At 63.7% G+C, this 14,412-nt stretch carries 13 protein-coding genes; 5 read left to right on the top strand and 8 right to left on the bottom strand.

Going from position 1 to position 14,412, the window contains the following annotated elements; all coding sequences use genetic code 11:
• Positions 1–125: 125 nt before the first annotated feature.
• The 3 genes from IB243_RS12360 (at position 126) to gap (ending at position 5,924) form a co-directional block, all read left to right on the top strand.
• Positions 126–2,507 (top strand): glycosyl hydrolase family 18 protein, encoded by a 2,382-nt coding sequence (locus IB243_RS12360; protein ID WP_225584904.1) that lies wholly within the window; start codon positions 126–128, stop codon positions 2,505–2,507.
• A 230-nt stretch (positions 2,508–2,737) separates the two neighbouring features.
• The gene (tkt, locus tag IB243_RS12355; RefSeq protein ID WP_192427318.1) at positions 2,738–4,834 is read left to right on the top strand and encodes a transketolase; all 2,097 of its coding nucleotides are present in this window, start codon (positions 2,738–2,740) and stop codon (positions 4,832–4,834) included.
• A gap of 91 nt (positions 4,835–4,925) precedes the next feature.
• Positions 4,926–5,924: a type I glyceraldehyde-3-phosphate dehydrogenase gene (gene gap, locus IB243_RS12350; protein WP_057227358.1), complete on the top strand. Its 999-nt coding sequence runs from the start codon at positions 4,926–4,928 to the stop codon at positions 5,922–5,924.
• Between the two features lie 211 nt (positions 5,925–6,135).
• On the opposite strand, the gene IB243_RS12345 is transcribed toward gap, so the two are convergent.
• Entirely contained in the window at positions 6,136–7,278 is a 1,143-nt protein-coding gene (locus IB243_RS12345; protein WP_192427317.1) for a mechanosensitive ion channel family protein, read from the bottom strand.
• 365 nt (positions 7,279–7,643) lie between these two features.
• On the opposite strand from IB243_RS12345, the gene IB243_RS12340 reads away from it, so the two are divergent.
• Complete coding sequence (locus IB243_RS12340) at positions 7,644–8,021, top strand: DUF4398 domain-containing protein (protein ID WP_192427315.1); 378 nt, start codon at positions 7,644–7,646, stop codon at positions 8,019–8,021.
• A 98-nt stretch (positions 8,022–8,119) separates the two neighbouring features.
• Positions 8,120–9,040, top strand: a complete 921-nt coding sequence (locus IB243_RS12335) for an OmpA family protein (RefSeq protein WP_192427313.1) — start codon at positions 8,120–8,122, stop codon at positions 9,038–9,040.
• A 168-nt stretch (positions 9,041–9,208) separates the two neighbouring features.
• Here the strand turns inward: IB243_RS12335 and IB243_RS12330 are convergent, their stop codons facing one another.
• The 7 genes from IB243_RS12330 to IB243_RS12300 form a co-directional block, all read right to left on the bottom strand.
• Entirely contained in the window at positions 9,209–9,694 is a 486-nt protein-coding gene (locus IB243_RS12330; RefSeq protein WP_192427311.1) for a DUF4279 domain-containing protein, read from the bottom strand.
• A 92-nt stretch (positions 9,695–9,786) separates the two neighbouring features.
• Positions 9,787–10,557, bottom strand: coding sequence for a hypothetical protein (locus tag IB243_RS12325; protein ID WP_192427309.1), 771 nt, complete (start codon positions 10,555–10,557; stop codon positions 9,787–9,789).
• A 103-nt stretch (positions 10,558–10,660) separates the two neighbouring features.
• Positions 10,661–11,680, bottom strand: a complete 1,020-nt coding sequence (locus IB243_RS12320) for an aldo/keto reductase (RefSeq protein ID WP_192427307.1) — start codon at positions 11,678–11,680, stop codon at positions 10,661–10,663.
• Positions 11,681–11,725: 45 nt separating this feature from the next.
• Positions 11,726–12,118, bottom strand: a complete 393-nt coding sequence (locus IB243_RS12315; protein ID WP_192427305.1) for an iron chaperone — start codon at positions 12,116–12,118, stop codon at positions 11,726–11,728.
• A 15-nt stretch (positions 12,119–12,133) separates the two neighbouring features.
• Positions 12,134–12,733 (bottom strand): YdeI family protein, encoded by a 600-nt coding sequence (locus IB243_RS12310; RefSeq protein WP_192427303.1) that lies wholly within the window; start codon positions 12,731–12,733, stop codon positions 12,134–12,136.
• Positions 12,734–12,892: 159 nt separating this feature from the next.
• Positions 12,893–13,138 (bottom strand): hypothetical protein, encoded by a 246-nt coding sequence (locus IB243_RS12305; RefSeq protein WP_010464339.1) that lies wholly within the window; start codon positions 13,136–13,138, stop codon positions 12,893–12,895.
• Between the two features lie 310 nt (positions 13,139–13,448).
• On the bottom strand, positions 13,449–14,402 hold the full coding sequence (locus IB243_RS12300) for a Gfo/Idh/MocA family oxidoreductase (protein WP_192427301.1): 954 nt from the start codon (positions 14,400–14,402) through the stop codon (positions 13,449–13,451).
• Positions 14,403–14,412: the final 10 nt, after the last annotated feature.

The raw sequence follows: 14,412 nt of genomic DNA, 5'->3' as shown, positions 1-14,412 counted from the left end.
TAGAAAGGGCTCTCAGCGCTTGTCCATCAAGCGCTGGTTGCTCACTTTTTTATTCCTCGACGGATGCGAGCCACTGTCGCGGCGATGTCTCCACATATTTCACGCACCCAGACAACAGGACAACCATGCCAAACGACGCTGCAGCCAGACCACACTTCGCACCTCGGGTGCGTGCCATAGCAGCCGGTCTGCTCCTGGCGAGCACCCAGGCGCTTGCGCTCGATTGCGCGCCCGGCCAGTGGCTGGCGGAATACTTCCCCAACACCAGCCTGTCCGGGGCCGCCGTGCTGACCCGGTGCGAAAAGGGCCCCATCGACTACTACTGGATGACCAACAGCCCCGACGCGCGCCTGCCGGTGGACGCGTTCTCAGCCCGCTGGACGGCGAGCCTGCCGTTCGCCGCTGGAGCCGCCAAGTTCACCACCTTCACAGACGACGGAGTGCGCCTGTTCGTCGATGGGAAACGGGTCATCAACCACTGGGCTCGGCACAGCATCGCGATGGACACCGCATCCATGCGATTGACGGAGGGCCCTCACACCGTGCGCATGGAGTATTTTGAGGCCGGAGGCGAAGGGCTGGCGCAGCTCTTCATTGAGGGGTTGACGCCCACCACAACGCCCCCGCCCCCGCCAGAACCCCCACGCATCGGCGCATTCACGGCCCAGCCAGAAACCATTGATATGGGGGGCAGCAGCATCCTGACATGGACCACCGAAAACACCGTCGCATGCGCCGCCAGCGGCGGCTGGACCGGCGAACAGGCCCCCAACGGCGGTGCCACCGTACGGCCTGCCGCCACCACCACCTATGGTCTGAGTTGCCGCAATGCGGCCGGTGGTGCCACGGCCAGCGCATCCACCACCGTCACGGTGCGCAAGACGCCACCACCGCCCGTCACGATCAGCTTGACGGCCACGCCGCCCCGCATTACCTCAGGCCAGAGCGCGCGACTGGCTTGGCAGGTGAGCAACGCAGCGGGCTGCGCAGCGTCGGGCGGATGGAGTGGCCCGCGCGCCACCGAAGGCAGCGAACTGGTAGGCCCCACCACAAACACCGCCTACACCCTGACCTGTACCGACAGCGCCGGCAAGAGCTCCACTGCCTCCGCGCAGGTTGCGGTAGAGGCCAGCAACCCGCTTCCCCCGGTCAGTGGGGTAAGTGCGACAGTTTCCGCCCGCGGGGTGGGCCTGGCTTGGGACCCGGTGGCCCGCAGCGGCAAATGGGTCAACGGCTACTACGCAGGTTGGTTCTGGGAGACCTATCCGCCCGAAGCCGTGGACATGGGCACGATGACACACTTCGTTTTCGGACGCTACGCACCAGCGCTCGGGTCCCTCCCAGGCGGCCGGGCGGGTGATCTGCTCGAAGGAGCGGGCGGAGGGCACTCGCCAGAGGTGGAGAATGCGCTGATCGCCAAGGCCCATGCTGCGGGCGTCAAGGCGGTGATGATGGTAGGGGGCGATAGTGACGGCCCCGGATTTCTGGCCGCCACCGCCGACCCCACGGTTCGTGCACGTTTCATCCAGAACATTCTGGACAAGGCCGTACAGAAAAACTACGACGGCGTGGACATCGACTGGGAAGAAAACCTGGACACGGCCCCCGCACGCGCCCAGGCCCTGGCACTTCTGCGTGAATTGCGCGTCGCATCCGCGCAAAGGGCCCGATACCAGGCACCCAACGCGCCGCTGGAACTGAGCTGGCCTGGGTTCTGGGTCAACCAGAACCAGTCCGACATCACGCCCTGGCATGTCGAAGTGGCCGCCGCAGTCGATCGCTTCAATTTGATGACTTACAGCATGGCGGGCGACTGGGGCTGGCTGTCATGGCACCACTCCCCTTTGTTCGGAGCAGGCGAACTGTATCCAACGTCGATCCAATCGACAGTCCAGGCCTACCTTGACGCAGGCGTGCCACGCTCCAAGCTGGGCATCGGCATCGGTTTGTATGGCGCCTACTACAACAAGCCTGTCACCGGACCGCGCCAGAGCTTGAATGGCATGCAAGGCTGGATGAACAATGGCGATTGGGAAAACAACTACCAGCGCCTGGTTCAAGACAACGCCTTCGGCCGGACGGGCGCCACCTACCATTGGGATGACGTGGCAAAACAGGGCTATATCACCTACTCCCCGCCATGGAATCGCGGCCCCAACACGCCAGTGACCTATCTGAGCTTCGAAGACGAGCGCTCCATCGCTGCCAAAGGCCAGTGGGTGCGTGAGCAAGGCTTGGGCGGCACCCTGGTGTGGACCATCAACTACGGGTATTTGCCGCAATCCAGCAGCAATCCGCAGATGCAGGCGGTCAAGCAGGCGTTCATCGCGTCCGGGGCTGCAGGCTATCGGGTCTACAGAGACGGCGTGCTGATCGCCACCGTCACCGGAATCACCTTCACAGACACCGCCGTTCCGCGTGGTCATCGGGGTTACCAGGTCAGCATGCTGGACGCGGCAGGCAACGAAGGCCCGCTGTCTGCGCCAGTGTTTGTGCAGGTCCCCTGAAGAGCCGCACGGAGCCGCTGTACCGTACCTGTATCCAGCGTCAACCCCGCAGCCATGAAGTGCGGTGGGCGGCGCCCCATCTGGCGCGCCACGCCCCAAACCCAGGGGCGGCGTACAGCGTTCCAGAAGCCAACTTGGAGCAGCCCGGGCGAAGACACGCGGGGTGAGTGCAGCGCGCCCCGGTAAAATACCGGGTTTCCCCTGCACCACCCCTCTTGAACCCTCCCCCCATGGCCAACACCCAGCAATCCCAACAGATGGCAAATGCGATCCGCGCATTGGCCATGGACGCCGTTCAACAAGCCAACTCCGGCCACCCCGGCGCCCCCATGGGCATGGCCGACATGGCCGTGGCGCTGTGGAGCCGCCACCTCAAGCACAACCCCACCAACCCCCAGTGGTTTGACCGCGACCGGTTTGTGCTCTCCAACGGCCATGGCTCCATGCTGCTGTATGCACTACTGCACCTCACGGGTTACGACCTGCCGATCGGCGAGCTCAAGAACTTCCGCCAGCTGCACAGCAAGACGCCCGGCCACCCCGAAGTGGGCTACACCGCGGGCGTGGAAACCACCACCGGCCCGCTGGGCCAGGGCATCACCAACGCCGTGGGCTTTGCACTGGCTGAAAAGCTGCTGGCCTCGGAGTTCAACCGCGAAGGCCATGCCGTGGTGGACCACCACACCTACGCGTTCCTGGGCGACGGCTGCCTGATGGAAGGCATCAGCCACGAAGCCGTGTCGCTGGCCGGCGCCTGGAAGCTCAACAAGCTGATCGCCCTGTACGACGACAACGGCATCAGCATCGACGGCCAGGTCGCCCCCTGGTTTGCCGACAACACCCCCCTGCGTTTTGTGGCCAGCGGCTGGAACGTGATTGGCCCCATCGACGGCCATGACGCCGACAAGGTGGCCGAGGCCATCATCGAGGCCAAGAAGCAGACCGAGCGCCCCACCCTCATCGTGTGCAAGACGCACATCGGCAAGGGCAGCCCGAACCGCGTGAACACGGCCAAGGCCCACGGCGAGCCGCTGGGCGCCGAGGAAATCAAGCTCACCCGCGACGCCCTGGGCTGGGCCAGCGAGCCTTTTGTGATCCCCGAAGACGTGTACGCCGGCTGGGACGCCAAGGCCAAGGGCCAGAGTGCAGAAGCCGCCTGGAACGAACGTTTTGCGGCCTACAGCAAGGCCTTCCCTGAACTGGCCGCTGAACTCACGCGCCGCATGGAGGGCAACCTGCCCGCCAACTTCGCGCAAGTGGCCGTGGACACCGTGGTCGCAGCCCACACCAAGGGCGAAACCGTGGCCAGCCGCAAGGCCAGCCAGCTGGCGCTGGAAGCCTTCACCGCCGCGCTGCCCGAACTGCTGGGCGGCAGCGCCGACCTGACGGGCTCCAACCTCACTAACACCAAGAGCACGCCCAACCTGCGCTTTGACATGCAAGGCCACGTGGTGCAGACCGAGGTCGAAGGCGGCAAGAAGATCGGTGGCCGTCACATCAACTACGGCGTGCGCGAATTCGGCATGGCCGCCATCATGAATGGCATCGCGCTGCACGGCGGTTTCATCCCCTACGGCGGCACTTTCCTGACCTTCAGCGACTACAGCCGCAACGCCATCCGCATGGCCGCGCTGATGAAGCAACGCGTGATCCACGTGTTCACGCACGACTCCATCGGACTGGGCGAAGACGGCCCCACCCACCAGTCCATCGAGCACGCCGCCAGCCTGCGCCTGATCCCCAACCTCGATGTGTGGCGCCCCGGTGACACGGCCGAAACCGCCGTGGCCTGGAGCGTGGCCCTGTCCAACCGCAACAAGCCCACCGCCCTGCTGCTGTCGCGCCAGAACCTGCCCTACGCGCCCAAGCGCGACCTGGGCGACATCTCGCGCGGCGCCTACGTGCTCTCCGAACCCGCTGACGTTGGCATCAAGAAGAAGGCCGTGGCAGTGATCATCGCCACGGGCTCCGAAGTGCAGCTGGCCCTGAAGGCCCAGCGCCTGCTGGCCGACAAGAAGATCGCCGTGCGTGTGGTCTCCATGCCCAGCACCACCACCTTCGACCGCGAAGACGCCAAGTACAAGAGCAGCGTGCTGCCCGCTGGCGTGCCCCGCGTGGCTGTGGAAATGGGCGTGACGGACGGCTGGTGGAAATACGGCTGCGCTGCTGTGGTGGGCATCGACACCTACGGCGAGTCGGCCCCTGCACCCGTGCTGTTCAAGCACTTCGGCTTCACCGAAGAGAACGTCGCCGATGCAGTGCTGGTCGCCATCGGCGCCGCACGCCTGAAGCCCGCCAAGAAGGCCAGCAAGGCCAAGGCCCACTGAGACTCCTCCCGCCCGCTGCGCGCCCACTGCAGCGGGCGCGCCACGGCAGATTCCTGATTTCGACTTTGCAACCTTGGAGAGACTACAAGCTATGACGATCAAGATTGGTATCAACGGTTTCGGCCGCATCGGCCGCAACGTGCTGCGCTCGGCCATCCAGAACTTCAGCGACATCGAAGTTGTGGGCATCAACGACCTGCTGGAGCCGGAGTACCTCGCGTACATGCTGCAGTACGACTCGGTGCACGGCCGCTTCAAGGGCGAAGTCTCGGTGGAGGGCAACACCCTGGTCGTCAACGGCAAGAAGATCCGCCTGACGCAAGAGCGCGACCCTGCCAACCTGAAGTGGAACGAAGTCGGCGCCGACGTGGTGATCGAATCCACCGGCCTGTTCCTGGACAAGGTCAGCGCGCAAAAGCACATCGATGCGGGCGCCAAGAAGGTCATCCTGTCGGCTCCGTCCAAGGACGACACGCCCATGTTCGTGTTCGGTGTGAACCACGACACCTACGCTGGCCAGGCCATCGTGTCCAACGCCTCGTGCACCACCAACTGCCTGGCCCCCGTGGCCAAGGTGCTCAACGACAAGTGGGGCATCAAGCGTGGCCTGATGACCACCGTGCATGCAGCGACTGCCACACAAAAGACGGTGGACGGCCCGTCCAACAAGGACTGGCGCGGCGGCCGCGGCATCCTGGAGAACATCATCCCTTCGAGCACCGGCGCTGCCAAGGCCGTGGGCGTGGTGATCCCTGCGCTGAACAAGAAGCTGACCGGCATGTCTTTCCGCGTGCCCACCTCTGACGTGTCGGTGGTGGACTTGACGGTGGAGCTGGAAAAGGCCGCCACCTACGAAGAAATCAAGGCCGAGATGAAGGCCCAGTCCGAAGGCGCCCTGAAGGGCGTGCTGGGCTACACCGAAGACAAGGTGGTGGCCACCGACTTCCGCGGTGACACCCGCACGTCGATCTTTGATGCCGACGCCGGCATTGCCCTGGACGGCACCTTCGTGAAGGTCGTGAGCTGGTACGACAACGAATGGGGCTACTCGAACAAGTGCCTGGAAATGGTGCGCGTGGTATCCAAGTAAGTACGACTTGCGCAAAAGGGGATCAGGCGCCATGCTTGTCCTCAGAACGCAACGGCGGATTCATCCCTGTTTGTGCGGGTCTTGGTCAGTATTTCCTTTGAAGATGAAGAAGCGCTAGTAGCAACTACCCTGTTCAAGCCGGTCGCCTGCAAAGGCCACCGGCTTTTTTTTGCCCGCCGTCCGCGCCTGGAGTGTAGGGAACGCCTGGCATTCAACGGGCACCACCAACAGCCGCCGCTGCGGATGCCGCCACCAGTGGCGCAGGCCCCTGCGCTTGCCCGGGTGCACTGGCAATGTGCACCGTGCTCGTGGGAACTGCAAACGCCACCCCCATGGCCTTGAACTCGCGCAGCAGCCCCAGGTTGATGGACTGCTGCAGGTCCATGTAGAGGTTGAAGGCCGGGTCTTCCACGGTGTAGACGACTTCGTAGTCGAACGAGCTGGCGCCAAACGCCTTGAAATGCGCGCGGTCAAAACGCAGCTGCGGCTGGGCATCGATGAGCTTGCGCACAACGCCCGGAATGGCCTCGGCCTGCTCCGGTGTGGTGTCGTAGGCCACGCCAAACGTGAACACAATGCGCCGCCTCTCCAGCATGCGAAAGTTGCTGATGGTCTGCTTGAGCAGGTCGGTGTTGGACATCACGATCTGCTCACCCTGCAGGCTGCGGATGCGCGTGGTCTTGAGACCAATCACCTGCACCGTGCCCGAAACGCCGCCCACCACGATGAAGTCACCCACCTCGAACGGCTTGTCCACCGCGATGGCAAGTGACGCAAACAGGTCGCCCAGGATGTTCTGCACCGCCAGCGCCACCGCAATGCCGCCCACGCCCAGGCTGGCGATGAAGGCTGTGATGTTCACGCCCACGTTGGACAGAATGGCCAGCAGGACCACGCTCCACAGCAGCGTGCGCAGCCCCCAGGACATCAGCGTGGCCGATGCACTGACCTGCGTCATGCCACTGGACGAGTGCCGCTCCACATAGCGGCGCACGCCAATGCCAATCGCGCGCAGGCCCCACAGGCCCATCTGCAAAGCCACGGCCACAAACCACAGCTGGCTCAGGCGGCTCTCCCAGCGGCCAGGCAGGTCCAGCAGGCTGGCGCCCACCAGCAGAGCCACTACCAGCATCAGCGTGCGGCTGGTGCCCTCCAGCACATCCACCACCGTCAGGGCCATGCCGCTGTGCGACTGCGTGGCCCACACCTTGGCGCGGCGGGTCAGCAGGTGCAAAAGCACCAGGATGGCGGCATAGGTGGCCGCTGTCGCCGCCAAGGCGATGAGCAGGCTCCACAAGGGCACGCCGGCAAAGGTGGTCTCCTGGACCCATGTCAGAAAGGTGGTTGGCTGCATGTGGGGGCTCTCCTCTTCGTGGTGCCGGGACGGGATCAGTGGACATGGGGCCGATACAGGGTCGGCCACGGAGGCACAGGGTGACGAAACACCTGCCCCGAAGCGCAACGGACGCGCGCTGTCATGGATCGAGACCCTGGGAAAGGCAGAGTTCCCGCAGGCAGGCGGGCAAGGCCGGCTGCGCCAATGGTTTGAACATCATTTGCAAGTGTTCGTAAGACATGCCCCACAGCAATACAGAGGCCGGGCCTACGCCCCTGTGCCGTGCGGACCCCAACAATGCATCAACACCAGAACACCCCTGGTTGCCCGCCCGATACGTCGGTGCGGCACATCCCACAACCTCCAGAGGAGTCCACAACACCATGCATTCATCCGCACTGATCCGTACCGCCACCGCGGCCCTCGCACTGGGCGCCCTCGCCGCCTGTTCCTCCACTCCTGCGCCCACTGAGCAGATGGCTGTCACCCGCACCACCGTCAACCGTGTGGGCGCAGCACCTGCCGTTGCCACCAGCGCACCGGTTCAGTTGCAACAAGCGCGCGAAAAGCTTATCCAGGCAGAGAAAGCCATGGCAGAGAAGGACTATGTCGCCGCGCGCCGCCTGGCTGCCGAAGCAGAAGTGGACGCTCGCGTGGCCGAGACCCGCGCCGACGCCGCCAGCAATGCCGCCAACCTGGCGCAGGTGCAAGACGGCATCCGCGCGCTGCAGGAAGAAATCAACCGCCGATCGCCCCGCTAAAGATTTGGGCCCTTGCGCCCGGCCTGGCTTCGCCCCACGCCAAAACGCCGTTGGGGCCCCGCGATTGCCCTCCCCCCCATTTCAAGGAACACCTGACCATGCATCCCTTTTTTCACCGCACTACCGCCCTGTGCACCAGCCTGATTGCCGTTGGCCTGCTGGCCGCATGCGCAAGCACCACCCCATCACCCGCGCTGGAAGAGGCCCGCACCGCAGTAAGCACCGCCGCCGGGGACCCGGCCGTCAATCAGTACGCGCAGCTCGAACTCAAGCAAGCCACCGACGCGCTCGCCAAGGCCGACCGCGTGTGGGCCGATGACCGCGATACCTCCGAGACCAACCATCTGGCCTACTTGGCCCGCCAACGCGCCGAGATCGCCACCAACGCGGCCCGCGCCCGCCAGCTTGATGCCAGCATCCAGCAAGCAGGCAGCGAAGCCGACCGCATCCGCCTGCAAGCCCGCACCCAGGAGGCGGATGCCGCCCGCTTGCGCGCCCAGCAAGCCCAGCAGCAGGCAATGAGCGCCGAGCAACGCGCCGCCCAGCAGCAAGCCCAGGCCACAGCCGCCATGGCCCAGGCCAACGCCGCACAAGACCGCGTGCGTGCACTGGAAGCGCAACTGCGCGAACTGGAAGCCCAGCAAACCGAACGCGGCCTGCTGGTCACCCTGGGCGATGTGCTGTTTGCCTTCAACAAGGCCGAGCTGTCGGCCCAGGCAGGTCCGCGCCTGGACAAGCTGGCCAACTTCCTCAAGCAGTTTCCGGATCGCAAATTGCTGATCGAGGGCTACACCGACAGCGTGGGTAGCGACAGCTACAACCAGGACCTGTCAGACCGCCGCGCCCAGGCCGTACGCGACGCGCTGGTGCAACGCGGCGTGGACAGCAGCCGCATCACCGCACGCGGCTATGGCAAGGCCCACCCCGTGGCCGACAACGCCTCACCCGAAGGCCGCGCGATGAACCGCCGCGTGGAGATCGTGATTGCGGATGACAAGGGGAATTTGCGCGGTCGTTGAGCCATTCAGCACTCGCCTCTCGCCCAATAGCTGAGGCGTGGTGTGGCGGAATCGCGAGATTCCGCCAGCGTACCGAACAGGAAAGCCCTGGAGCAGTGATGTTCCAGGGCTTTGTCTTTTCATACATTGCTGTTGTTGAACGCTTGGCTCCAGTGCCCGCCTCCCTGCCTACACGCAGGTGAAGTTAAACGAGACACCAAAATCCAACTCCATCAGGAGGTGCAACGGATCGTTTTTCACCGTCAAGTAAGGATATGGACTTTCGGAAAAGCACCCAAGCACGATGTCAGCACTTGGTGACTGGGAAATGATCTCTCGAAAGTAATCTCTGTGCGGAGCGATGGCGTTCCAAAGCCATTCAAGGTGCTCATCCAAGGAAGCATCTCCCCCCAAGGGCGAATCCAACAACCACACATCCTGCGTCCAAAGTCTTTGCCCCACTCGCCGCTCACCCTTTCGAATAGAACGTGCGGGCAGGAGTCCCGTCCTCAACGAAATGGCGTCGTGATGCGCACCGACGCCGACAATCCGCAGTGACGCATCAAAGCGATAAAGACGGGGCCTCCCTCCATAGGAAGGATTGCGAAGAATATTTTCTTGCCGACGCATGCCACGCTCCAAGCGCCGTCGAACCGATGTGGAGATGCGGGCCATCTGCTTTTCTCACTTCGAAGTATTTTGTGATCGCCGAATGTGGCAGTCCGCTTCTTGATACGGGCGCAGGCTCTTTGCGCCCAGGCCTGACATTAGCCCTCAGAAGCTTGACCTGCTGAGATTGCGCGTTGCCGAACCTTGTTCAGCTCGCTGAGGTACGACCCCGGAATCTGCCTTACCTCCTCTACGGGCCCTAGCACACTGATCCGTGCGCCATCCACGGCAACTTGCAATCCCACCGGCACAGCAAAGAACTGGATCAGGTCCGGGCGGTGGACGCCCAGCTGGTAGAGGGAGGTCTTGACAAAGCGCGTCGGATCTTCAAGGCTCGCTTCGTCGTCAAGGTCCGAGAGCCACCAGCCGGAATCCACAGCGTTGACGGCCTCGTTTCGGGTGAGCAGGATGCGGCTGGCCTCTTTGTAGTTCACGTTCACGACAACGCTTTGCCGGAGCGACGGAAAGTCCGGCTCGACGGGTGGGTAGAGGCTCCCGACAACATCTTTCTGATTACGCAGCTGCATCAGCGTGCTGTCGACCGAATCGACAAACTTCACGGGCACCACCTTCATGTCGGGCTCCAGCACTCGCAGAAACCCAGCAGGCCCCTCTTCCAGCATCGTGAACATCCAGCCGACCTGCAGGCTCTCGCCGCTGCGGAACTTCTCGCCTTGTGCGACCCGTTGCTCAAAGAACTGCAGCAGGAAGGAGATGTCTTCAGGCGGCACGGCGCTGCTCGAGACGCGAATCTGGAAATCGGGATGGCCGTGCAGCTTGCAGCGGGAGGTAACGTGAACCGACGGCGTGCTCGACCGCACCGAAGAAGGCTTGCGTCCGAATGTCGAGAGGATGGAGCGCAGAGACATTTTTTTCTTGTACGGCTGAATGGCCCGGGGGTGGCCGAATGTGGGCTGTTGCGCCGGCTGGGCGGGTGGGGGGCTGCGGGCAGGCTGGTGGTCACCAGCGGCGTTACACCGGACGGCTTTCGAACGTCTCGGTATCCACCTCACTCGCGCTCTGCGCGTTGTAGCGCTCACCCACCACCGTGCGCTCATTGATCAGCGCATCAAGCCGCGCGATCACCACAGCATCGAGCGGCACGCCGGCCGCGCCCATGTCATCCAGCAGATGCTCCACGCTCGTGGTGCCGGGGATGGGGATGATGTGCTCGCCCCGATGCAGCAACCACGCCAGCGCCAGCTGGGCAGGCGTGCAGCCCACCTCGCGCGCAATCGCCTGGTAGCCATCGAGCAGCCTCAGGTTGGCCGCATAGGCCTCGGGCGCAAAACGCGGCATGGCGCGGCGGATGTCCTTGGCGTCAAGCGTGGACACATCGGTCAAGCCACCACACAAGAAACCGCGCGCCACCGGGCTGAAGGCCACAAAGGCCACCCCCAGCGCGCGGCAGGCGTCCAGCACGGCGATCTCTGGGTTGCGCGTCCACAGCGAATATTCGGTCTGCACCGCCGTGATCGGGAACTCGGCATGCGCGCGGCGCAGCGTGGCAGCGGACACCTCGCTCAGCCCCACTGTGCGAATGTGCCCGCGCCGCACCAGCTCGCCCAACGCGCCGACGCTTTCTTCAACCGGCACGCTCTTGTCCCAGCGGTGCAGGTAGTACAGGTCGATCACATCGGTCTGCAGTCGGCGCAGGCTGTCTTCGCAGGTCTTGCGCAGCGTATCGGGCCGCCCATCGATCACGCGCACCAGCTTGCCATCACCCTTCACATCCACGCCCTGCATGCCACATTTGCTGGCCAGCGTGAAGCGGCTGCGGTGGCTTTTCATCACGCGGCCCACCAGCGTTTCGTTGGCGCCAAAGCCGTACAGCGTCGCCGTGTCGAACAGCGTCACGCCCGCGTCCAGCGCGGCCAGCAGCACACGCTCGCCCTGCTCGGCAGACACCGGCGCGCCATAGGCGTGCGAGAGGTTCATGCAGCCCAGCCCGATGGCCGAGACGTTGAAGGGTCCAAGGTTTCTTTGTTGCATGGCGCGAGCTTACGTCAACACCGACTGCCTGCGCAGCCAGGTTGGCTACTCCCAGAACCCATCGCTGCGGCGCTCCCGCACGCGCTGCACGCTGTATTCCGCTATCTGCCGAATCAGGCCCTCTGGCAAGGGGTGGTCATACGGCAGCACGATGGTGCCCTTGGTGGTTTTGAGCGCCTGCAGCGCCTCTCGAAAATGCGCCAGCGCTGCAACAGGCGGCGCAAAACTGGCGTGCGCCTTGTGCGCGGAGAAGGCATAGACAAAACGCGGCTCGATGAAAAACGGCGTGTTCCACTTGATGACCTCCTGGGCCTGCGGCGCAGCGCGCTTCAAGACCCCGTAAAGCGCGCGCAGCAGCGGCTGGCCCGCCGCTGGGGCCGCTGCGATGTACTCGGCAATGGTGGCGGGGCCCGGTACTGGTGAAGGTGTTGTTGGCATGGCGGTGATGACGCTCTATGACGACTGCACTGCAGCCGAACGCTTGGCCCACAGATCCACCCGCTCGCCCGCCACACAGGCCGCCAGCAGCTGGGCGAATCGGGAATCCCGCGTTTCAGGCCGCTTGGCGGAGGTCACCCAGTGCAGCAGGGTCTTTTTGTAGCCCGGCGGCGTGGCCTCAAAAAACTGCCACGCCTTCTTGTGCCGCCGGAACTCCCGCAGCTGCGCGGCAGGCAGCTCGGCGGGCGCCGCCTGCTCGTGCGAATAAATCGCAGACTTGCCGGCCTTGCGGTGCGCAAAAGCCTGCAGCCCCGCAGGGGTCATGCGGCCAGCGGCCTGCAGTTGCTCCATCTTGGCAATGTTCACCGCGCTCCAGATGGACGACGGCTTGCGCGGAGTGAAGCGGATCGAATACGTGTGCTCATCAATGCGCCGCCGCACACCGTCGATCCAGCCAAAACACAGGGCTTCGTCCACCGACTCGGACCATGTCATGCACGGCTGGCCGGAGCCGACTTTGTGGAAGCCTACGAGCAGTTCACGGCCATTCGCCGCGTGCGCTTGCAGCCAATGGCGGAAGGCTTCGGGGGTAGCGAAGAAAGTGGCGGAGGTCATGCGGGAGCATTGTGACCAATGTCTGTGGCGAGGCCTGCCCCTGTTCGCATGGCATTCACCACCTCTAGATCCTTCGGCGCAACGACCGTGGAACCGCTGAAAACGGCAGCCAGCTCGTCCACAGGGAGACGGGCTGACCCGATTGAATCTGGATGAAAACTAGGTGATTTTGAAAACAGTCAGGACCTTTTTGGAACCCGACTTTTCCTCGAAGGCCGCCCACTGCTTGATACCTTTGACCAGCACCTGCGTGCTCACGTCCCGCACGGCCTTCTTCGTCTGGAGTTTGGCAGTGAGCCAGTCCTGGATATGCGCGAAGTGCGCACCTTCTTGCCCCGTGGGAATCAGCATGTCCATGCCCGCCACTTTGCCAGCGGAGGTCACTGTAATTTCGGTTGCGGGCATATGAAAAGGCCTGGAGGGTTGAGCGAACTGCTGGGCAACGTCAAGCAGACATGCGCCCTGGACGCATGGGGCACATTTTGTGGCCCGAAAGAGCGGGCAGCACCACGGCGTTGAGGCGCATTTTATGCCCCACCCATCCGATAAAGCGTGCCAAGGCCGCAGCTTGCGGACGGGACCGCTGGAGCGGAAGACGCCCTCTCCACGCACGCATCGCCGATCCCGGCAAAAGACTCTCCGGCAAATCAAGACTACTGATTTGATAGCATCTAGCGCTTGATAGACAAGCGCTAGAGCCCTATTTTCTTAGAAATCAGACCACATTCAGCTGCTGCTCCAACTGGTGCAGCACCTGGTAGCAAGCCAACACCCGGCCCACGCTGGCATTCGGCTCACGGCCTTCCTTGATAGCGGCGAAGAACTCGCGGTCTTGCAGCTCGATGCCGTTCATCGACACGTCCACCTTGCTCACATCGATCTTCTCGTCCTTGCCGTTGAACAGGTCGTCATAACGGGCGAGGTACGTGGCGGTGTCGCCGATGTAACGGAAGTACGTGCCCAGCGGACCATCGTTGTTGAAGCTCAAGGAGAGCGTGCAGATGGCGCCGTTGGCGGCCTTGAGCTGGATGCTCATGTCCATCGCAATGCCCAGCGTGGGATGGATGGGGCCCTGGATGGCGTTGGCCTGCACGATGGGGCTGCCCGCCTGGTAGGCGAACAGGTCCACGGTGTGGGCGGCGTGGTGCCACAGCAGGTGGTCCGTCCAGCTGCGGGCCTGGCCCAGCGCGTTGGTATTGGTGCGGCGAAAGAAGTAGGTCTGCACATCCATCTGCTGGATGTTGAACTCGCCCTTCTGGATCTGGTGGTGCACGTACTGGTGGCTGGGGTTGAAGCGGCGGGTGTGGCCGCACATCGCTACCAGGCCGGTTTGCTTTTGCAGGGCTACAACCTCTTCAGCGCCCTTGAGGCTGTCGGCCAGCGGGATCTCGACCTGCACATGTTTGCCAGCCTTCAGGCAGGCGATGGTCTGCTCGGCGTGCATCTGCGTGGGGGTGCACAGGATGACGGCATCCACCTCGGGCAATGCCAGCGCGTCGGCCAGCTCGGTGGTCACGTGGCCGATGCCGTACTTGGCGGCCACTTCCTTCGTTTTCTCCAGATCGCGGCTGATCAGCGAGACGACTTCCACGCCGTCGATGTTCTTGATGCCGTCCAGGTGTTTGATGCCGAAGGCGCCAGCGCCCGCGAGTGCGACTTTGATGGTCATGGTGTGTGTC

Source organism: Acidovorax sp. ACV01 (genome assembly GCF_014851495.1).
Classification (GTDB): Bacteria; Pseudomonadota; Gammaproteobacteria; order Burkholderiales; family Burkholderiaceae_C; genus Acidovorax; species Acidovorax radicis.
The sequence above is the reverse complement of the archived record's forward strand: the minus strand, read 5'-3'. Positions and strand labels throughout refer to the sequence as shown.